This window comes from Acinetobacter sp. (genome assembly GCF_036666595.1).
Classification (GTDB): Bacteria; Pseudomonadota; Gammaproteobacteria; order Pseudomonadales; family Moraxellaceae; genus Acinetobacter.
Map to the genome: position 1 here is coordinate 109,563 of NZ_JAVWVO010000003.1, position 19,964 is coordinate 129,526.

Consider the following 19,964-nt stretch of genomic DNA (forward strand, 5'->3'; position numbering starts at 1 on the left):
TGTTAAATATTATAATAATGAGCCAATAAAGAAATGCACACGTATCGGATGACTATCATCAGAAATACCTGAAGCGACATCAATCCGGATCGGGCCTATCGGTGATGCCCAGCGCACACCAAGACCGACACTGTATTCGGTGTCATTGCTAAAATCGGTATCATAAGCATTACCAAAGTCGCTGAATACTGCTGCACGCCAGCCTTCTTTAAACTGGTAATTGTATTCCATGGAGCCGACAGCTAAGGCCTGACCACCCACTTTAAAACCATCGACCACAGGTGACAAACTCTTATAGTCAAAACCACGAATGCCTTGGTCTCCACCCGTGAAATAACGTAAGTTATAAGGTACTTTGTTAAAGTCTGAGGTAAAGATATAACCGAGATCACCACGTCCGACAAATTGGTGGTTGTCATTTTCCCCCAAGGAATAGATAAAGCGCCAACCCGCATTTACGATGGCCATATCGGCATCTGAAAGTAGGCTTTCGCTTCCCAGTTCAATTTTATAAGTTTGTTTAATTCCCTTACTTGGGTTTACACGCTTATCACTATCGATTCTAGAAATTTCATAGCCCAATAAAAGCGATTCTTGCTCAGGGTCATTATTTGCAATAAATGCATCCGGCAAATCATCTACATTCGCAGAACCCTTTTGCGTCAATCGATCTAAACGGTAACGTACCCCATAGGTATGTTGCCAATTTCCCATTGGATTTTTAATGACACGGTCAGCCCCTGCAACAGCAGATTCAGTAAGCAAGTTTACGCCTTGTCCGATGTCATCTCGTTCTTCACGCTCATAACCACCTACGAGACTGATATAATCATTTAGTGGATGCTTATAGGGAATATTATAGCGACCATCAATAGCCTGTCGAATTTCTGAAAGTTCTAAGTTGGCATCAAAAGAGTGACCACGCTGGTTCACAATCGCACGGCGGTACTGTGTACGTAAACGAGCACCTGAGTCACTACCGTAACCTGCACCGACTTCCACACTATTTAACTGGTCTGCGTTCAAAGTGACTTTAACAGGAATCACTTTTGTTTCCCGAGCTTCAAGTTTTAAGCGCTCTTCTTCACTTTCTTTGGTTTCTTGTGCGGTGCGAAGCGCTGCTTGAGCCTTATTCTGCTCGGGATCATTAACCCCTGCGAACTGTGCTTCACTCACAACAGACTGTGTCACTTCACGGCTTGAAACAACTTCCTGTTTATCTTGAACCAAAGCATCTTGACGCGAAAGTTGTTGTTCATCGACCAACTGCTGTAAATCAGGTGGTAACTCACGAATTCTTTCAACAGGATCAGGTCGAACGGCATCTACCAAGCTGTAGTTAAAGTAACGTGAGTTAGTTAAATTATTGGCCAAACCATTAACACGCCAAAAGGTATAGTCCGCCCCAGGCTCCCAAGTCACTAAACTTTGCAAAACATCTAAATCAATAGGCAGTGGTTTGCTTGGGTCACTCATCACAAACTCAACATTGCCGAGTTTATAGCGCTCACCTGTTTCATAACGTAAGTTAATGTCTGCCGTATTTTGCGGCTGTTCAACTTTCACATCATGTAAGCGCCAGTAACTATCAAAGAAACCGTTATTGCTGGCCGCTTCATTAATTCGTGATTTGGTCGACTCGTATAAACCGTGGTGCAATACATCACCGACGTCTTGTTCAGGTAAGACTTTAATCACTTGGAACTGCGGCAAGTACTGACCTGCACCACTAAATTCGATGTTTTGTTCTTCAATCCGCACAGGGGTATTCGGTACCACCTGAATGCGCACACGGTTGCTGCTGGTTTTTTCAAACTTAAACTCAGCATTATAAAAACCGACAGCTTGTGCGGCTTGGTTTGAAAGTGAACGCAATTGTGGCAATGCCGAAGGAAAGTCTTCAAAAGACTCTTCGGTAAAGCTAGAAATTTTGCCTTTGATATTTTCTTTTAAATTAACCAAAGCGGCCTGATACGCTTTATTGGATATTTCACCTTCATATTTCGCATTGATGATTTCGACATCCGCACTGATCCGCGGCACTTTTGCAGTATCCAGTTCTCTTGGTGGTCGAATTTTATAAAGCATGCGCTTAAAGAAATTAGGTTCTTTTGCAATTTGCTCTTCAGCACTCATGCCAAAATCTAAGGTATTTCCTTGCGTGTTGGCTTCTACAGAAATTTTACTGTCTGCTTGAATGCTTTGCATCAGTTGATCAACATTGACTGGAGCTTGATTAATTTCTGCCATTTCCTGCTGAGTGGCATCACTCACCACCAACTCGGTCGTTTGACCGCTACGGTAAGCTTGGGCTTCTGCTTTCGCTTGCTCAGCCACCTGATAAATATCATTGGCCATGCCTTGATCAACTTGCACAGTTGGCAAGTCCTCAAGATCTTCAAACTCAATCGGTGCAAATTCAGGTAAATTTTTTAAAGCCGCCTGTTGCTGTTGCAACATTTGCATACTGTCTGGAACGCTAGGCTGAACTACAGAATTTTCAACTTTTTTTAATTCGTCAGCGCTGCTCATACCTTGACGAATCGCTTCTTTTTTAATGTCTTCAGTGAATTGCGTAGAAATTTGTGGCTCGATTTGTGCGTTACTTAGTTCAATCGCAACGGGCGTTTCAGCCAAAGTGGCTTGTGACAAAAGCGTTAAAAAGATACTCAGACACAAATATTTATTGTTATGATGCCATGGTATGAAAGAATTCATACTCAATGAAAGAGTCGACTTTTTAAATTGTGTTTTGGCAAGCATAGAAAACTCTAAATTTATTTAATCGTTATGGATTTGCTCTAATGAATTGTCACAAAAGAACTGAAATCTATTGATTATTTTACCCAATTTCAGGTTTTAAATATCTTACATGATTTTATTGAACGTTTGAGCAATTAGTCACATTTCTTAATAAAACTTAATGCAGTGCAAAAAGCATGAAAAACAATGAACATCTATTAAGTACCCGTCGTTTTCTTCCCATGTTTATTACCCAATTTTTTGGTGCTTTAAACGACAATGTCTATAAACAGGCTTTGCTTTTAGTCATTACTTATGGATGGATTAATCAACAAGCCGCGGATGTCAGTACCTTAAATAATTTAGCCGCGCTGTTATTTATTTTGCCTTACTTCATTTTTTCTGCAACCGCAGGACAAATTGCCGATAAGTTTGAGCGCTCACAACTTATTCGAGGCATCAAAGTTCTAGAAATTGTGATTATGCTCATTGGTTCCGCGGGTTTCTTATTGGGCAATTTATGGCTACTGCTCTTGGCTCTATTTATGATGGGCACACACTCCACCTTCTTTGGCCCCATTAAATACGCCATTTTACCTGAGATTCTAAAACCGAATGAACTCATGTCGGGCAATGCGCTATTTCAGTCGGGTACCTCCATTGCTATTTTAATCGGGATGATTTTGGGTGGCGCAGTCATTTCGGCTTCTCAAGGCAATCTTATTTGGATCAGCCTGACTGTCGTCATCATTGCCATTTTGGGTTATCTCTCCAGCCGATTTATCTTAAAACAACAAGTCAGCTCACCCGACTTAAAAATTGACTGGAATTTCTTTAGAACCAGTTTTCAAACACTCAAATATGCCAAAAGCTTCCCCCTCATCTTTATGATTTTACTGGGGAATTCATGGTATTGGTTTTACGGTGCAACTTATCTCACCCAAATTCCACAGTTGACTCAACAAAACCTACATGCATCAGAAAATGTCGTCAGTCTTTTACTCACCTTCTTTTCTGTCGGGATTGGAGTCGGTTCACTGCTGTGTCGTAGAATTGGTGGCTCTGAAGTGAATATTAAAATGGTGCCTATCGGTGCGATTGGACTCACCCTATTTGCCTTTTACTTGGCTTTGAGTCTAGCTTTTGTACCTGAGCGTACAGGCGTGATGATGAATATCGCGGATATGTTTAACCACGGTGCAATTTACTACCATGTCATGCTTGCGGTGACCTTACTCGGCATCAGTGGCGGTTTTTATATTGTGCCGCTATACGCCATGATGCAAGCCTATTCACCGCGTTCACACCGTGCACGTGTTGTTGCCGCAAACAACATATTAAATGCGGTGTTTATGGTGTCTTCTGCTATATTTTCGATTATCATTTTAAGTGTTTTGAAGATTGATATTAAAATACTTTTTAGCATTACTGCTGTATTGAGTGCGGGCTTTACGCTGTGGTTGTTATATCGGCTCAAACCCATGCTAAAAACTGTACAACCTGAGTTAGAGGACTAAAGTTATGCGTCATTACACTGGCATCGATAAATTTATCAATTCTTTTGATCAAGCCCTGCGTAGCTTAGTTCCAGGCACAACGTCTGCTCAACGTGAAAACCCAGGCAAGGCGGTCGAAACCCAACTCGCAGTGAGTGAAGCGCGTCATGTTGCAGGTTTAATGCGGGTCAACCATAGTGGCGAAGTGTGTGCGCAAGCGCTTTATCATGGGCAAGCTTTAACGGCAAAACTGCCAAATGTACGCCGCGAAATGGAACAAGCAGCGATTGAAGAACAAGACCATCTTGCATGGTGTGAAGACCGCTTAAAAGAGCTGGATAGCCATACCAGTCTACTCAATCCTATTTGGTACAGCTTATCCTTTGGTATGGGCGCAATCGCAGGCATTGCAGGTGATAAATATAGCTTAGGTTTTGTTGCAGAAACTGAACGTCAAGTCAGTCTACATTTACAACATCACATCAGCCAACTCCCTGCTCAAGATGACCGTTCACGCAATATCCTTGTGCAAATGAATGAAGATGAATTACATCACCGTGATACAGCACTGAATGCTGGCGGTGTCGATTTGCCAATTCCTGTCAAAATCACCATGACGGCTATTTCAAAACTCATGACCAAGACCAGTTATTTTATTTAAGCAAATATGCCTTACTCTTATAAAAAAGCAGTGGTTATGCCACTGCTTTTTTATTGACTCTAATTTGCTTATTCCGCTGATATCGGCAGTAATAAGGTATTAACCGCTTGCTTTAAATTCGCCGTATATTTTGATGATAGTGATGGATTGGATGGATAGCTTTTCCCATTGTATTTCAGCACGACTTGCCCTAAACCACGCGTATAAACCGACAAATCACGCCAACCTTGGGTTTGGGTACTTAAAGCATAAATCGGTGTAGATGACACAGTCATTTTGCTATGCGGTTGGAAACTTCCATTTTCAAGACCTTTAAAGACCAACAATGTACAGCCACCTGAACCACACCACTCCATCCCACTTAATAGCACCACGGCATCATCGATACCGTCTTGGTTTAAATCATACAGACTACTTTGATAATCCGATTGATCTTGCGTATAGGCCTGTACAGCTAGTTTTAGCCCTTGTTTTTCAGCAGTTTGAGAGATACTCGTTGTATCCATAGCAGTTGTAGTCGTCGCTGTCATCTTAGACGGTGTTGAATGACAGCCCGCTAGAAGCACTGCTAAAGAAAGAGCGCTAAAAATTTGTATTTTCATGAAAATAGCTCGCTGTGAATTGTGTTTTATGAGCATGTTAAGCCAGTTCAAGTGCCAATCACACTTCGATATGTTACTTAGCTTCCAAACAGCTCACCGTTGGAAATACATGCGCTTGATGTTGAAATGCAGCATCATTCCACACATCGAACATTGGAATTTTAACGTCTAGAGCCAAAGGCAATTTTTTGGGATTGAACTGCATATATTCTAAGTCTCTCCCCCATGCAATCAAATCGACATCTAGTGAAATCTGATGCGATGGACGAATACGCCCAGATGTAGCTTCCATATTTTTCAGCAATACTGAAATATCGGTAACAGACAAAGACGATTTCAGCAAACAGGCTGCATTCCAATAATCTGCCCCAACCCCATCACGGCATGGAATTAAATAAATATTCGAAAATTGCAGTTGCCCAATTTTAGCAAGTTGCTCAGAGGCATATAAAAAATGTTGCTTTGGATTATTATTACTCGCCAGAGCTAGGGCGAAAATCGTTTCGGTGGCGTTCAAGACGAATTCCTACAGAATTTGCTTGCGCGATAATGGCAGGCTTACGGATGGTAATATTAATCGATTCAATCGCATGAAAGGTAGAAAAAAGTGCGTTGATGACCAATTTTGCCGCATGTTCAATCAGCTCAGGCTTAGCATCTTGAATAACCTTTGCTGCAATTTCACAAATTTCAGCATAATTTAAGGTATGGTCTAAGTCATCTGAGTTTGATGCTTGCTCCAAATTTGTTTGAATAACCATATCCAACATTAAAGGCTGAATAATCTGACGTTCCCAGTTAAAACAGCCAACCACTGTTTCAACTTTTAAGCCTTCAATGATAATTGCGTCCACATTATTACCTTTAACAGATTTTGACTTTTAATCCCTGCCTTGCGAAACCATGTTTCTCATCCCTTAAACAGGAAAGCGTTTCCAGTCCCTCTCTTCAAAAGAGGAACTGAAAGGGATTTTTTGGAGAATGTGCTTCAAAAAATTTAGTTTTTTAACAACACATTTGGGTCCATAGTTTGCACCATTTGCAAACGCTGGTCAGCATAGATGTCGGTATAGGGTGCAAGGATGCGCATGAAACGATCGAAATACAGCATCTGTTTAAATAACAAGGCAAAATCACGCGGGAAGCGAATACCGTGACGCTCGCCCACTGCGACCATATCCATCATGATGTCATTCAAATCTGCTGGGTTTGAACTCAGCAACTCTTGCGGATCTGCCAACAACACACCACTGAATAAACGCTCAAGATCTGCAGCCAACACCTGAGTATCAATCTTCACTGCGGTCATGCCCATTCCCAGCATATTTTCCGCCATGAGTGCATAATCCGTTTTTTGTAAGGCATCCATAAACGCGATGCAAGCTGTCCAGACTTCAGGTTTCAACTGCCCCACAATTCCGAAATCAATAAAACCGACACGACCATCATCAAGCAGCATCAGGTTTCCAGCATGTAAGTCAGCATGGAAGCTATTACACATCATCAGGCTACCAAACCATGTGTTCATGGCAGTAATCAGGACTTGTGATGGATCCTTACAGCGCTTTTTAACCACTTCAAAATCAGTTAATGGCACACCGTAAAGACGCTGCATGGTGAGCACACGGCGAGTCGAATATTGGTGATAGACCTTAGGCGCCATCGCCTTATGGTTTTGCGTGATATTGAGATAGTTCACAAAGTCATCCAGATTACTGGCTTCTTCAATAAAATCGACTTCACGAACCATGCGGGTTTTGATTTCGTCCACAATGTCTGCAAGCGATGCAAATTTGACTTTAGGCACTGCTTTTTCTAAAACCTTGGTTGCCCAGTGCAGAACATTTAAGTCGGTATACAGAATTGTTTCTACACCTGGCTTTTGTACTTTAATCACCACATCTTCGCCCGTCACCAGCTTTGCAGCATGGACTTGGGCAATAGATGCTGAAGCTAACGGTGTTTCATCAATCGATGCAAAAATCTCAGACAGGTTTCGGCCTTCAAACTCAGACGCCAAAACCCCTTGTACATAACTAAACGGTAAAGATGGAGTTTGGTCTAAACAGCCTTGAAACTCTTCAACATATTCACGTGGAAAAAGTGAAGGCGTACTCGCAATAAACTGACCCAACTTGATATAGGTTGAACCCAGAGACTCGAAGGTTTCACGCATCAGTTTGGCATTACTTGGTTTTTCAGTTGCGTACTTAATACCCGCACGCGCTGCAATGACGGCTGTTTCCCCAACGCGGGCAACAGAACGCAGTCCATCTAAAAAGATATTGTTCTTCATAATATCGGTCAAAAATAAATTGTATTGAGTGTATCAAAGAATAAAAAAATTGTAGGCTTATCTTGCCTGACAAACTGGACAATCTGTATCTTTTTCGAAAGCAAGCAAACGTTGTTTCATACTTAGACCATCCCAAAGCAACAGGCGTTGTTTAAGTGCGGTTACATTTAAACCCAAATATAAGAGTGCATGATGCGCTTGAAGGCTGGCCATCACGTTTGGCGTGGTAGCTAAAACGCCCGAATCTGCACAGCGTAGGCTTTCATTCGTATGTTCTTCTCTCGGGAACAGACATTCATAGCAAGCGGACTCACCTTCCACCATAAACAGTTGCCCTTGAAAGCCAATGGCTGATGCACTGATGAGTGGAACATTGGCCGCTTTACACTGCTGATTGACCAAATACCGTGTCATAAAATTATCACAACCATCAAGGACTAAGTCTTGACCTACAATTAAGCTAGCTGCATTAGATGTATCAAGTTTTACGGCATGCGCATGGACTTGAATATAGGGATTAATCTGCTTTAAACGCTGGGCCAAAACCTCTGCTTTATAAAAACCGACATTATCTTCTACATAGGCAATCTGTCTTTGGAGATTGCTCACTTCGATGGTATCGGCATCAATCAAGGTGATTTGCCCTACACCAGCACGTGCCAATAACTCCGCAGTCATACAACCGATGCCACCACAGCCCACTATCAGTACATTGGCTAACTTTAGTTTTTCTTGTGCCTCTATATCCCATCCGTCCAATAAAATTTGACGGCTATAGAGATGCATTTCAGCACTACTGAGTTCTAGACTTTCATCTAACTCGTCCATGATTCAGCCTTTCGCTAAAGAAAATGTTGATAGCGAATTATACCCATGAAACCAAGGTTAGCTATGCACAAATTCAATAAATGCTATGTGCTTTACATAGCTCAACTTTTTCACTTTTAAGTTAATGTATTGAATCATACTAGTTGCCTATTTTAATTTACTTAGGCTATTAATACCTCTAGCTATATTTCAAGCGGTGTTCCACAAGTCATATCCCGCTATAAATGAATAAAAGAAAAAGCCAGCCCATTTAGAACTGACTGGCTTTAACTCGAACTAGATTTCAACAAAAAAGTAATACTCGGAAAGCGTCATCTTCAGCCTGTATGGGGGTAAGCAAGATAATGTTTCTTCGATATATTTTAACAAATCCAAGAAAAGAACAGGTTTTGCAGATGACCATGGTTTTGCCTACTTTTGCCGAAACAAAAGTAGGGCGAGCCGCAGGCTAATGATGAAATTGGATGAAAATTTGATAAGACTCCGCCAAGATAATTTTCTTCAATCGGTTAGATCAACAATTACATCGAATTCAAGTTACCCCTAAGACCCTTTTATTTATAAATTAAATGGCAGCTTGTAAAGTTTGCATCTTTGCTACTTCTTGCTGTTTCAGTAAATTACGTTGAATTTTGCCACTCGACGTTTTCGGCAAGCTTTCAACAAACTCAATTTCTTTCGGATACGCATGTTTAGATAAACGTGAGCGCACATAGGCTTGGAGTTTGCCATCCAATTCTTTAGATGCTTGGTACTGTGGCTTCAGCACCACAAAAGCTTTCACCACTTCAGTGCGCTCTGGATCAGGCTTACCAATCACAGCAGACTCAAGTACTTCGGCACACTCAAGTAAGGTACTTTCGACATCAAAAGGACCAACTCGATAGCCTGACGTTGTAATGACATCGTCAGCACGTCCAACAAAGTCGATACCGCCAATTTCATTTAGTTTGACCGTATCACCTGTTAAATAATACTGCCCCACAAAGGATTTACGATTATTGCCACCATAGCCCTTAAACCATGTCAGTGGTGACTGGCTAAAGTCTATCGCCAACGTTCCAATTTCACCGCACTTCACTTCTTGGTGATTCGCATCCAGTACTGCAAAACGGTGTCCTGGGTTGGCAAAGCCTGCCGAACCAACTTTTTTCTCATGCTCCAATGCATGATGGTTAGCAATCACCATGCCCAACTCAGTTTGTCCATATTGGTCATAAATGTTAACGTTCAGATCATTATTGAACCAATGAATCACTTCTGGGGTCAAAGGCTCACCCGCACTACTGACGGCGCGTAAGTGGGTTTTAATGGAAGGATCAAACTTCTCTTTAAAACCAAAGAACATCCGAAAAGCTGTAGGCGAACCCGTTAAGTTACTAACGCGATACTTTTTAATGACTTCAACCGCATGATCGACGCTAAATGCACGCTCATCCATAATGATGCTATGCCCCAAGCTGAGCGGCCCAGTAATGCCGTAGTACAACCCATAAGCCCAGCCCGGATCGGCTAAATTCCAGAATGAATCGTCTTCTCTTAAATCGACTGCATGTTGCATATAGCCCTTAAAAGCCAAAACCGCTTTTAATGGGACAGGTACGGATTTCGCCAAACCTGTGGTGCCTGAGGTAAACATCATCAGGAAATCATCATCAAAGCTACGCAAAACAGCTTCACATTGATCGGCCTGTTGTTCTGCTTCCTGCCAAAAATCAGCTTCATTACTAGCTAAGTTTGTTCCTGCATTCACAGTCAGGATATGTTTAACTTCAACGTGATTTAATTTTGGACGTTGCTCTGCATTGGTTACAATCAATTTGGTGTTTGCAGTTAAAACCCGATGCTCAATCGCTTTCGACTCAAAAGCGGTAAACAAAGGTTGATAAATCGCGCCGATCCGCCATGTTGCTAAAATCGTAATTAATAGTTCAGGCGTACGCGGTAACAGCCCTGCGATACAGTCACCTACTTGAATGCCAATACTTTTAAAATAATTTGCCAACTGTGCTGAGACAACATCGAGCTGTTCAAAACTCCATTGCTCAGACTCTCCATTTTTTCCTTCCCAAATGAGTGCTATTTTTTGCTGCCCGACATAGCGCTGACAACACTCAATATAAGCATTTATTGCATTGGGTTGGCCGACCAATTGTTCTTGAATCAGTTGCTCATAGTTAAATTCTTGATGGGCTTGTTCTAATGTCTTCATCACGACAACCTCGCATTATCCATTTTTTAAGGCCAAATCCACTTTGGCCGTCCATATTCTTTATCGTTTTAAGCGTTGAACTGACGTCATTGTCAGTCCTATATTGTTTGAAACACTCGAGCAGTTCAGTTGCTCGACTTATATGACCGTAATTAACTGCTGTACCTAGATAACCATGTTTTAAATGCACCTACAATTTCCAAATCCCTCAATGAAAATGTAGGCTTTGAACATCGACCAAGGTCTAAAACTGAGCCGACTTAAACCTTGGTGACTTCACGTGCAATCACAAGACGCTGGATATCAGATGCTCCTTCATAAATCTGGCTCACACGGACGTCCCGATAAATTCGTTCAACAGGAAAATCTGAAACATAGCCATAGCCACCATGAATTTGAATAGCATCAGAACAAACTCGCTCCGCCATGGTTGAGGCAAACAATTTGGCCATAGAGGCTTCTTTTAAACATGGCAAACCTGCATCCTTCAAAGCCGCTGCATGGAAAATTAACTGCCGTGCCGCTTCAATTTGCGTCGCCATATCGGCTAAACGAAAAGCAACTGCTTGATGTTGTACAATTTCAACACCGAAGGCTTTGCGGTCATTGGCGTATTCAACCGCTGCATCTAAAGCGGCACGCGCCATACCCACTGATTGCGCTGCAATGCCAATACGCCCCGACTCCAAATTTGAAAGCGCAATTTTATAGCCCTCACCTTCCGCACCTAGCAAATGATCAGCCGGAATGCGGCAGTTTTCCAAAACGATGGTTGCCGTATCTGAACAATGCTGCCCCATCTTTTCTTCTATACGAGAGACAATATAGCCTTTGGTATTGGTTGGGACTAAAAAGCAAGAAATGCCTTTCTTACCCGCAACTTTGTCTGTGACTGCAAAAACCAAAGCGACTTGCGCATGCTTTCCTGTGGTAATGAATTGCTTGGTTCCATTCAGCACCCATTCATCACCCTCACGAACGGCCTTACACTCCAATGCACCTGCATCTGAGCCTGCTTGTGGTTCAGTGAGACAAAAACATCCCAACCACTCACCTGTGGCAAGCTTGCTTAAATATTTCTGCTTTTGTGCATCAGTTCCGTAGCGCTGGGTAATACCGCACGGTAGTGAGTTTTGCACGCTGACAATGGTCGAAATCGCACCATCACCTGCTGCAATTTCCTCAAGTGCCACCACCAGTGAAATATAATCTAAGCCTGCACCACCCCACTCAGGTGAAACAGTCATACCCAAAGCACCTAACTCACCAAGCTCTTTAAGTTCTTGCGCAGGAAACTGTGCAGTTTTGTCACGTACAGCCGCGGTTGGCTTCAGTTTTTCCTGCGAATAACTACGCAACATATCCTGAACCATTTTTTGTTCTTCATTTAAAAGCATGGAGTATCCCTTCTCTATTCAGGTTATTAAATTTAATAAGTATTTGATACACGGCGACCCATTCGCAACCTGAAAGCCTTTCAAAAGATAATGTTTCTGCGAGAAAGTAGTCTGTAAATTTAATAAAACAGGTTTTGCGAATGGAGATGGTTTTGCCTACTTTTTCCGAAAGAAAAGTAGGCCGAACCGAAGGTTATAAGAAGCCTTTACTTATCGATGCAAGACTCCGTCATAAACTCAAAGATCACAAATCAAAATAGATTATTTAGGCTGCATACGAATCGCGCCATCTAAACGAATCACTTCACCATTCAAATAACTATTTTCAAAAATATGCCCTACAAGCTGAGCAAACTCTTGAGGTTTTGCCAACCGCTTCGGAAATGGCACCATTTCACCCAACGCATCTTGTACATTTTGCGGCATCGCCTTCAACATTGGCGTTTCCATAATGCCCGGAGCAATGGTCATCACTCGAATTTTTTCACGTGCTAGCTCGCGTGCCAGCGGTAAAGTCATTGAAACTACAGCACCCTTAGAAGCTGCGTAAGCAGTCTGGCCAATTTGCCCGTCATAAGCTGCAACCGAAGCTGTATTCACAATCACACCGCGTTCTTCTTCACCGGCTTGAAGTTCATATTTTGAGATTAACTGCGCCGCAAAACGCAGCATATTAAAAGTACCTGAGACATTGATGTTTAATACTTTTTGGAATAACGCCAGCTCATGAATACCATCACGACCCAACACTTTGGCTGAAGGCGCTACACCCGCACAGTTCACCAAACCATTCAACTGTGCATATTCCGCCTCGACTTCTTGGAAAAAACTTTGCACAGCATGCTCATCAGTAACATCGAGGCTTTTAAACTGAGCATTTTCACCCAACTCACGCTGTAGCTCTTCACCTAAAGCTTGGTTCATATCCACCAAAATGACTTTCGCACCTTGCTCAATCAAATGACGTGCTGTCGCTGCACCTAGACCCGATGCACCACCCGTGACGACAAAAATCTTCCCTTGAATCTTCATTTATTTTTCCTTGTATGATTGAATGCTACGACTTAAGAAGAAATGTAAACACAGAAGCACTTGAGTACAATTTCCAAATATTGCATCTTCCATGATGGTTTTGGACAATGCTCAAAATGCACAATAAAAATATGGAAGCCACTATGACTGCATCGGAACATGCAAACGCCCAGAAAGATTCCATTTCAATTGCTTTGGTACACGAAGCATTGTTTGAAGCTGAAAAGCAGGGATATGCAGTTGCTGATATTTTGAAAAATGCAGGCATCAATAGCGAATTGTTAAGTGCGACAAAAGCACGAATCTCAGTCAATCAATATGCACAGCTCTGGACTGAACTGGCCAATGTGATGAATGATGAGTTTTTTGGGATGGATCGCCATGCTATGCGCCGTGGCAGTTTTCAGTTTTTATCTAAATCACTATTACACACCACCCAGTTGGACCAAGCCCTTCAGCATATTTTGCAATTTATGAATCTGGTGCTAGACGACTTTAGTAGTCAACTCATGGTGCAAGAGCATTATGCCTATATTGTGATTTATGAAAGACAGCAGCCCAAGCGAATGTTTAGTTACGCAACTTACATCATGCTGATTCATGCCCTAATGTGTTGGCTAGTGGGTCAACGGGTGATTTTGAATCAAATTCAACTCAAATGTGCTGCACCTAAAGATGACATCGACTACAAAGTTCGTTTTTGTGAAAACATCCAGTATCAAATGGCTGAAAACTATATTCAGTTCGATGCAAATTATTTAAAAATGCCCATAAAACAGGACAGCAAATCGTGGTATCAATTTATTCAGCAAACCCCACATATTTTACTGACCCGTTATAAAAACCCACATTCAATCAGTGCCCAAATTCGACGCTATTTAATGCAAGAACCCCCGATCCAGTGGCTTGAACTGTCTGAAATTGCCCATCATTTCAATATGTCTGAGGCGACTATTCAGCGTCGCCTGAAAAGTGAAGGTTTCAGTTATCAACAACTCAAAAATGATATACGCCGTGATATGGCGATTGAGCTACTCAGTAACAGCCAAGTATCATTACAAGACATTAGCACTGAACTCAATTTTCATGATCCGAGTGCTTTCCATCGTGCTTTTAAAAAATGGACAGGCGTCAGCCCCGGCGCTTATCGTCAAAATAAGGACGCTTAACTTAGGTCGATTGATATAGGCAACTACAAGACACTCTTGCTCTTTCTACATAACAAATAACCAACCCATAAAATTTTCTCGTTCAAGTCAAACCTTATCATTCAATTGTTCAGGCTTGGGTTTTGATTGGCCAAATGAAATGTCAACAGGGCTTATAAATTAAATTGAATTTTTGATGCTCATTCATCGGAAAATTAGGGTGCTGTCGCACTTTGTCACTGACTTAAAAAAATTACCTGCCATAGTGATCTCGTCATATTGTTTTACACAATATTGAATAAAAACATCATGGAGGGAACACATGAGCACCCAATTAAATAAAAACTTAATGAAAAATATCGGATGGTTATCATTATTGCTGTGCAGTCAGCAAGCGATAGCCGACTCATACATTTATGTGACCAATACCACCCCTGAAACGGTATCCGTCAATGTTAATCATCACGGCACACGCACCTTAACTCAGGGGAGTCAATGGGCTCAAGAAGCAACCCAAATTGCACCTTATGAAACCAAACGTGTACTGCGTTATAACCGTTATACTGGGGTAAAGTCAGGTCAAACCTATAATTTTGATACCGTGATTACAGGCGGTGGTTCAAGCGTCACCCTGAAACAATCCATGACTGGCACTTGGTCTGGCAGTGATATTAAACACTCTGCATCTGGTAGTGATTTTTCTGCACCATGGTTCAACGACCGTAACATTCAGCGTTTCAACACCAATTATGCAGGAAAAGCGGCGCAGACTGCGTTTAAAGCTGAATATACTGGTGGTTATGATGACTTCCACTACACTATCCATCAAAATACCGTGCCAGAACCCGTTGTCAGCAGTGCTGATGAGTTTAAAGTTTTAACCTACAATATTTATGCGCTTCCTTTAGTGGCAAGCAAAATTGATTCGCGTTTAGAGCAACTGCCGCAAAACCTAAAAGGCTACGACGCGATCTTATTCCAAGAAACCTTTGCTTCTGGTCGTACCGCCATGTTGGCCAAATTAGCGCAGGAATATCCGTACCAAACTTATATTCCAATCGGTTCAGGTTTCAATATCTATGACAGCGGCATATTGGTTGCAAGTCGCCATCCAATTGTAAAAACGGATCATTTTATTTACCCGAGCTGTACAGGCATTGACTGTTTTGCCGATAAAGGCGTGATTTATGCTGAAATTCTCAAGAATGGCAAAGCCTATCATGTGACCTCCACGCATACCGCATCGTTTGATACCGACGCGGCACGTGATATGCGCCAGCAACAATTTAAGCAAATCCGCGCTTTGGTCGATAAGCAAAATATCCCGTCATTTGATGCGGTACTCATGGGCGGTGACTTTAATGTCAATAAACTACTGTGGCCGCAAGATTATGCGCAAATGCAAATCAACTTGAATGGTACGGTACCAGTCAGCACAGGATATACCGAATCGACCTTCGATCCACGAGTGAATAAACTCGCAGGTGCAGGACTCACGGGCGGCTCTACCGTAGAATATTTAGACTATGTAGTGTCATCCAATAACCACCGTCAGCCTATGCAAGCACGTAATGATGTCCGTATTCTTCGCTCGGCTGCCGACCCCGTATTTATGACTTGGGACTTATCTGACCACTTCCCAGTAATGGGTCAATTCCAATACAACCCATAAGGAAGAATAATGAAGCGCTTTGGGCTTATCGCTTTGGTGCTGAGTGTATTGGTGATCGGTGTGGTGATATGGTTGGGCCTTGGCTCATCATATGCCACATCGGGTCAAACTCAGGCATCCTCACCGTCCCTTACAGAGACTGCTCAACCCAGCAGTTTGCAAGAGAAGCTTGCCGCTGCAAACAATGACGAGTCAAAAATGCAGCAACAACAGCAACAAGAATCAATCCAACAAATCATTCAACACTTTCAAAAAAATCCGGGCAATATCACACAATTATTAAACCAGTTACAGCAAAACTGCCCCGATACCAACTGTCAGGCATTATTAAAACAAGTATTGGACGAATATCCAGATCAGCAGTTTGCCCAGACTTTAAAACAATTGATAGAACGCCTACCACTGTACGAAAAAGAAATGCAAGCTAAAACCATGTCCACACAAATGACACCACAACAGCGTTATCAGGAGATTTGGAACTTACGTGAACAAACTTTAGGTAAGCAAGAAACACAACTTGGCTTTGCTGAAGAAAAAGAATTTGCCAGCTATCAGTTTGCTTATGGTGAGCTTTTGAGCCGCGCACCGCACATGACGCTACAACAACGTCTGAATGAACTTACGCAATTACAGCAACAATATAAAAACCCGAGCAAAAATATTGATGGTCAAAGTGGTAGTTATGATAAAGCCCTTAAATTGGCTTTAATTGGCGTCACCGACCCAATACAACAGCAAGAAATTACCCAACAAATTCGTAACAGCTACTTTTCAGGCAAAGAGGCGGCGCAATTGGCTGAACGCGAACAACAAGTCGCTCGACAGCAACAACAGATCGCTAGTTATCAATCTGAACTTGCTGCTCTGAACCAAGAAATGAACCAGCAAAAACAAAACTTAGCTGAAAGTGCATGGCAGCAGCAATATCAACTCCGCCTAGAACAACTGAGGCAAAAGCACTTTAACTAGTGGCTTAAACGTTCATCATTCTCCACCCTAAACAAAGACAGCTAAAGCAATGCTAAATACCTCATATTGCTTTAGCTTGTCCTTGTAAATTTCACTTCCACAATATGTCTAAGTTTGAATCAGTAATCTTAAAATAAAGAGTATTGCAACAATACCGACAATATAAATATTATATTTCAATAATTTAAAACAAATTCAAATAAATTTTTAATTGAGATTCCACAATATTCCAGATTGAATTCTTCTTTTTGATCGATCCGAGTCCATTTGAGCAGTAGCGTAAAATGTAAACATGCACTCAATTTAATAAATTTAATCTTTTCATTTACTTAACAAATCCATCTTTCATTTATCGGAATCTATTTGCAAAAAGCTCCAAAATGGATTATTTTTCAACCAATTTTAAAGCATTCTTTAATGCTTATTTTCCGGCTGTACTCCCCCTGTTTAATCACCTTATTTCTTTTAAAGGTTATGACATGCTTAAAATGATTGATGTTCTCGATCAACGTCTGGTGCAAAACTTTACTCAAGCTTTGCAGTCTCCTACCCCACAATTTGAAGAGCAACTGGATCAAGGTATTCTCAATGCATCAGACCTTGAATTAAATCATGCTGTTACTGCATTTTTTAATGAAGTTAATGCGATTGAAGCTGCTCAAGCGTTGGATATTAGCGCTGACCGTATTCAAGCCCTTCAGTTAGGTGCATCGTTTAAAGATGAACAATATTTAGCTGATCTAAAGAAAATTGTGACACTTTGTCTTGCACTTGAAACTGATGCTTTAGAGCAAGTTGAAGTGTTTGACAGTTTACAAGACTATCCAATGTAAGCTTGCAACCCCCTTAAAAAAAGCGACTATTACAGTCGCTTTTTTTCATTCAAAATGAATGATTTAGTTATGCAATTTTCATATAAGAAGAAATTATTCTATGCTTTTTGGAAGTTATTCTATACTCCAAAAACTGCACATAGCTCAACCAAGTTATTAAAATTCAGATAGTTAAACCAAGACCACCCGTTTATTTCAATTTAATATTTTGTTATCCATTTTTCTTTTTTTATTTTTCGCATCCATAAGGTTAAAAGAACCCACAAATGAACTTATTTAAATGATACAACATGAAAAACTTTAAACTACTGAGCACTTCACTGATTTTAAGTCTGATCGGTTCTTATGCCAATGCCGCTATTCCAAACACGCTCAAACTTGATTATGCCTACTACGCACCAACCAGCCTCGTAGTCAAAGAACAAAAGCTCTTAGAAAAGGCCTTACCTAAAACTGAAATTAAATGGGTATTTAGCCAAGGAAGTAACCGCTCGTTGGAATATTTAAATAGCGGCAGTGTCGATTTTGCTTCAACCGCAGGACTTGCAGCCGTACTCAGTCGTGCCAACGGCAGTCCAATCAATACCGTTTATATCCAGAGCCAACCTGAATGGACTGCTTTAGTGGTTGCTAAAAACTCCCAAATTAAAAGCCTAAAAGACTTAAAAGGAAAAAAAATTGCCGCAACCAAAGGCACAGATCCATTTCTATTTACCTTACAAGCGCTGGATACAGTGGGTCTAAATAAACGTGATGTACAACTGGTTCATTTACAACATCCAGATGGCAAAACAGCTTTAGAACGTGGTCAAGTCGATGCTTGGGCAGGCCTAGATCCACTGATGGCATCGGCACAAGTGCAATCTGGCGCAAAACTGCTGTATCGAAATATTGGGTTTAACAGTTATAGCGTACTCAGTGTCAAAGAGTCTTTTACTCAGCAAAGTCCCGAAGCTATTGAAGCAGTGATTAAAGCTTATGAGCAAGCACGTAAATGGGCCAAAGCTAACCCAGAGAAATTGGCGGAGTTACTGGCACGCGAGTCCAAACTGCCGTTGAATGTCGCAAAATTACAATTAAGCCGTACCAACTTTGATCAAAACATTCCGTCAGCCAAACAGATTGCTGCATTACAAAAGTCTGGCGGAATTTTGAATGAAGAAGACTTAGTCCGTAAAGGCACCAATGTTAATCAAGTCGTGACTCAGTTGTTTAAACCACAATATGCACAAAAGGTTGTAAGCAAATAATGACCAAGTCAGTCGCGAGCTCTTTCACCCCTATTGTAGTGAAAAAGAGTTCCTCATTTCAGTTGAAATTGAAGCGTGTTCTCAAAGCGATCACCCTTCCAATGCTCTTACTGATTGCTTGTGAATATCTGGTTCGTGCAGGTTTTATTGAACCTTATTTATTGCCTGCTCCCAGTAGTCTGTGGCAAACCTTTCTAGATTTATGGCAGGCAGATTTATGGATGCATGTCTGGACCAGTACATGGCGAGTATTTTTAGGATTTTTTATTGGGAGTGCCCTGGCTTTAATGTTTGCGATTTTGGTGGGACTCAATAAACAGGTTGAAGCGTTTTTAGAACCCAGTTTTTCCGCAATTAAATCCATACCGAGCTTGGCGTGGATTCCTCTACTTTTACTGTGGTTGGGAATTGATGAAGCATCGAAAATTACCCTAATTGCAATTGGCGCATTTTTTCCGACCTATACCAACACTGTCGCAGCGATTAAAGGGGTTGATCGCAAGCTCATCGAAGTCGCACAAGTCTATCGACTGAAGTACTGGCAGCAAGTGCAACAGATTATTTTGCCTGCGGCATCGCCGGGGATCTTAACGGGACTGCGCAACAGTTTAAGTTTGGCATGGATGTTTATGATTGCCGCAGAACTCATTGCAGCAACACAAGGCATTGGCTACTTACTGAGTGATGGTCGAGAAACTTCACGTCCTGATATTGTGATCTTAGCGATTATTCTTTTAGCCGTGCTTGGAAAATTCAGTGATAGCATCATGAAAGCCATCGAGACTTGGCTGCTGCGTTGGCGCGATGTATTTGGAACATAAGCTAG

General features: G+C 41.6%; 17 protein-coding genes. 8 read left to right on the forward strand and 9 right to left on the reverse strand.

Annotation, left to right across the window (positions count from 1 at the left end; translation table 11 throughout):
• Positions 1–9: 9 nt before the first annotated feature.
• On the reverse strand, positions 10–2,763 hold the full coding sequence (locus RR876_RS05745) for a BamA/TamA family outer membrane protein (protein ID WP_332476779.1): 2,754 nt from the start codon (positions 2,761–2,763) through the stop codon (positions 10–12).
• Positions 2,764–2,939: 176 nt separating this feature from the next.
• Between RR876_RS05745 and RR876_RS05750 the strand changes: the two genes are divergently transcribed.
• Together RR876_RS05750 and coq7 are read left to right on the forward strand one after the other, a co-directional pair.
• Positions 2,940–4,259 carry an MFS transporter gene (locus tag RR876_RS05750; protein WP_332476780.1) on the forward strand — a complete coding sequence of 440 codons (1,320 nt, stop codon included), beginning with the start codon at positions 2,940–2,942 and terminating at the stop codon, positions 4,257–4,259.
• Positions 4,260–4,263: 4 nt separating this feature from the next.
• The gene (coq7, locus tag RR876_RS05755; RefSeq protein WP_058951714.1) at positions 4,264–4,899 is read left to right on the forward strand and encodes a 2-polyprenyl-3-methyl-6-methoxy-1,4-benzoquinone monooxygenase; all 636 of its coding nucleotides are present in this window, start codon (positions 4,264–4,266) and stop codon (positions 4,897–4,899) included.
• A 68-nt stretch (positions 4,900–4,967) separates the two neighbouring features.
• Here coq7 and RR876_RS05760 read toward each other — a convergent pair whose 3' ends face one another.
• From RR876_RS05760 to RR876_RS05795, 8 genes are all read right to left on the reverse strand, one after another.
• Positions 4,968–5,405 carry a hypothetical protein gene (locus RR876_RS05760; RefSeq protein ID WP_332476938.1) on the reverse strand — a complete coding sequence of 146 codons (438 nt, stop codon included), beginning with the start codon at positions 5,403–5,405 and terminating at the stop codon, positions 4,968–4,970.
• A gap of 169 nt (positions 5,406–5,574) precedes the next feature.
• Positions 5,575–6,018, reverse strand: a complete 444-nt coding sequence (locus tag RR876_RS05765) for a 2-amino-4-hydroxy-6-hydroxymethyldihydropteridine diphosphokinase (protein ID WP_332476781.1) — start codon at positions 6,016–6,018, stop codon at positions 5,575–5,577.
• The gene (gene folB / locus RR876_RS05770) at positions 5,975–6,355 is read right to left on the reverse strand and encodes a dihydroneopterin aldolase (protein ID WP_332476782.1); all 381 of its coding nucleotides are present in this window, start codon (positions 6,353–6,355) and stop codon (positions 5,975–5,977) included. The genes RR876_RS05765 and folB overlap by 44 nt, the downstream gene beginning before the upstream one ends.
• Positions 6,356–6,498: 143 nt before the next feature.
• Positions 6,499–7,797, reverse strand: a complete 1,299-nt coding sequence (locus RR876_RS05775) for an AarF/UbiB family protein (protein WP_332476783.1) — start codon at positions 7,795–7,797, stop codon at positions 6,499–6,501.
• A 57-nt stretch (positions 7,798–7,854) separates the two neighbouring features.
• Positions 7,855–8,625 carry a HesA/MoeB/ThiF family protein gene (locus RR876_RS05780; RefSeq protein ID WP_332476784.1) on the reverse strand — a complete coding sequence of 257 codons (771 nt, stop codon included), beginning with the start codon at positions 8,623–8,625 and terminating at the stop codon, positions 7,855–7,857.
• Positions 8,626–9,190: 565 nt separating this feature from the next.
• A complete protein-coding gene (locus tag RR876_RS05785; RefSeq protein ID WP_332476785.1) occupies positions 9,191–10,837 on the reverse strand; it encodes an AMP-binding protein in 1,647 nt (548 codons plus the stop codon).
• Between the two features lie 260 nt (positions 10,838–11,097).
• Positions 11,098–12,234 carry an acyl-CoA dehydrogenase family protein gene (locus RR876_RS05790; protein ID WP_332476786.1) on the reverse strand — a complete coding sequence of 379 codons (1,137 nt, stop codon included), beginning with the start codon at positions 12,232–12,234 and terminating at the stop codon, positions 11,098–11,100.
• Positions 12,235–12,495: 261 nt separating this feature from the next.
• Complete coding sequence (locus RR876_RS05795) at positions 12,496–13,266, reverse strand: 3-hydroxyacyl-CoA dehydrogenase (protein WP_332476787.1); 771 nt, start codon at positions 13,264–13,266, stop codon at positions 12,496–12,498.
• Between the two features lie 143 nt (positions 13,267–13,409).
• Here RR876_RS05795 and RR876_RS05800 point away from each other — a divergent pair, with 143 nt between their 5' ends.
• The 6 genes from RR876_RS05800 (at position 13,410) to RR876_RS05825 (ending at position 19,959) form a co-directional block, all read left to right on the forward strand.
• The gene (locus RR876_RS05800; RefSeq protein WP_332476788.1) at positions 13,410–14,435 is read left to right on the forward strand and encodes an AraC family transcriptional regulator; all 1,026 of its coding nucleotides are present in this window, start codon (positions 13,410–13,412) and stop codon (positions 14,433–14,435) included.
• Positions 14,436–14,763: 328 nt separating this feature from the next.
• The gene (locus RR876_RS05805) at positions 14,764–16,086 is read left to right on the forward strand and encodes a sphingomyelin phosphodiesterase (RefSeq protein WP_332476939.1); all 1,323 of its coding nucleotides are present in this window, start codon (positions 14,764–14,766) and stop codon (positions 16,084–16,086) included.
• Positions 16,087–16,095: 9 nt separating this feature from the next.
• On the forward strand, positions 16,096–17,055 hold the full coding sequence (locus tag RR876_RS05810; RefSeq protein ID WP_332476789.1) for a hypothetical protein: 960 nt from the start codon (positions 16,096–16,098) through the stop codon (positions 17,053–17,055).
• Positions 17,056–17,534: 479 nt separating this feature from the next.
• Entirely contained in the window at positions 17,535–17,888 is a 354-nt protein-coding gene (locus tag RR876_RS05815; RefSeq protein WP_029575052.1) for a hypothetical protein, read from the forward strand.
• Positions 17,889–18,178: 290 nt separating this feature from the next.
• On the forward strand, positions 18,179–19,138 hold the full coding sequence (locus RR876_RS05820) for an aliphatic sulfonate ABC transporter substrate-binding protein (protein ID WP_078426636.1): 960 nt from the start codon (positions 18,179–18,181) through the stop codon (positions 19,136–19,138).
• A complete protein-coding gene (locus tag RR876_RS05825; protein ID WP_332476791.1) occupies positions 19,138–19,959 on the forward strand; it encodes an ABC transporter permease in 822 nt (273 codons plus the stop codon). Before RR876_RS05820 ends, RR876_RS05825 begins: the two co-directional genes overlap by 1 nt.
• Positions 19,960–19,964: the final 5 nt, after the last annotated feature.

Bases quoted from the DNA above. Each gene is read 5' to 3' on its own strand.
- RR876_RS05745 (WP_332476779.1), bottom strand. From the start codon at position 2,763: ATGCTTGCCAAAACACAATTTAAAAAGTCGACTCTTTCATTGAGTATG.
- RR876_RS05750 (WP_332476780.1), top strand. From the start codon at position 2,940: ATGAAAAACAATGAACATCTATTAAGTACCCGTCGTTTTCTTCCCATG.
- coq7 (WP_058951714.1), top strand. From the start codon at position 4,264: ATGCGTCATTACACTGGCATCGATAAATTTATCAATTCTTTTGATCAA.
- RR876_RS05760 (WP_332476938.1), bottom strand. From the start codon at position 5,405: ATGGATACAACGAGTATCTCTCAAACTGCTGAAAAACAAGGGCTAAAA.
- RR876_RS05775 (WP_332476783.1), bottom strand. From the start codon at position 7,797: ATGAAGAACAATATCTTTTTAGATGGACTGCGTTCTGTTGCCCGCGTT.
- RR876_RS05780 (WP_332476784.1), bottom strand. From the start codon at position 8,625: ATGGACGAGTTAGATGAAAGTCTAGAACTCAGTAGTGCTGAAATGCAT.
- RR876_RS05785 (WP_332476785.1), bottom strand. From the start codon at position 10,837: ATGAAGACATTAGAACAAGCCCATCAAGAATTTAACTATGAGCAACTG.
- RR876_RS05790 (WP_332476786.1), bottom strand. From the start codon at position 12,234: ATGCTTTTAAATGAAGAACAAAAAATGGTTCAGGATATGTTGCGTAGT.
- RR876_RS05795 (WP_332476787.1), bottom strand. From the start codon at position 13,266: ATGAAGATTCAAGGGAAGATTTTTGTCGTCACGGGTGGTGCATCGGGT.
- RR876_RS05800 (WP_332476788.1), top strand. From the start codon at position 13,410: ATGACTGCATCGGAACATGCAAACGCCCAGAAAGATTCCATTTCAATT.
- RR876_RS05805 (WP_332476939.1), top strand. From the start codon at position 14,764: ATGAAAAATATCGGATGGTTATCATTATTGCTGTGCAGTCAGCAAGCG.
- RR876_RS05810 (WP_332476789.1), top strand. From the start codon at position 16,096: ATGAAGCGCTTTGGGCTTATCGCTTTGGTGCTGAGTGTATTGGTGATC.
- RR876_RS05815 (WP_029575052.1), top strand. From the start codon at position 17,535: ATGCTTAAAATGATTGATGTTCTCGATCAACGTCTGGTGCAAAACTTT.
- RR876_RS05820 (WP_078426636.1), top strand. From the start codon at position 18,179: ATGAAAAACTTTAAACTACTGAGCACTTCACTGATTTTAAGTCTGATC.
- RR876_RS05825 (WP_332476791.1), top strand. From the start codon at position 19,138: ATGACCAAGTCAGTCGCGAGCTCTTTCACCCCTATTGTAGTGAAAAAG.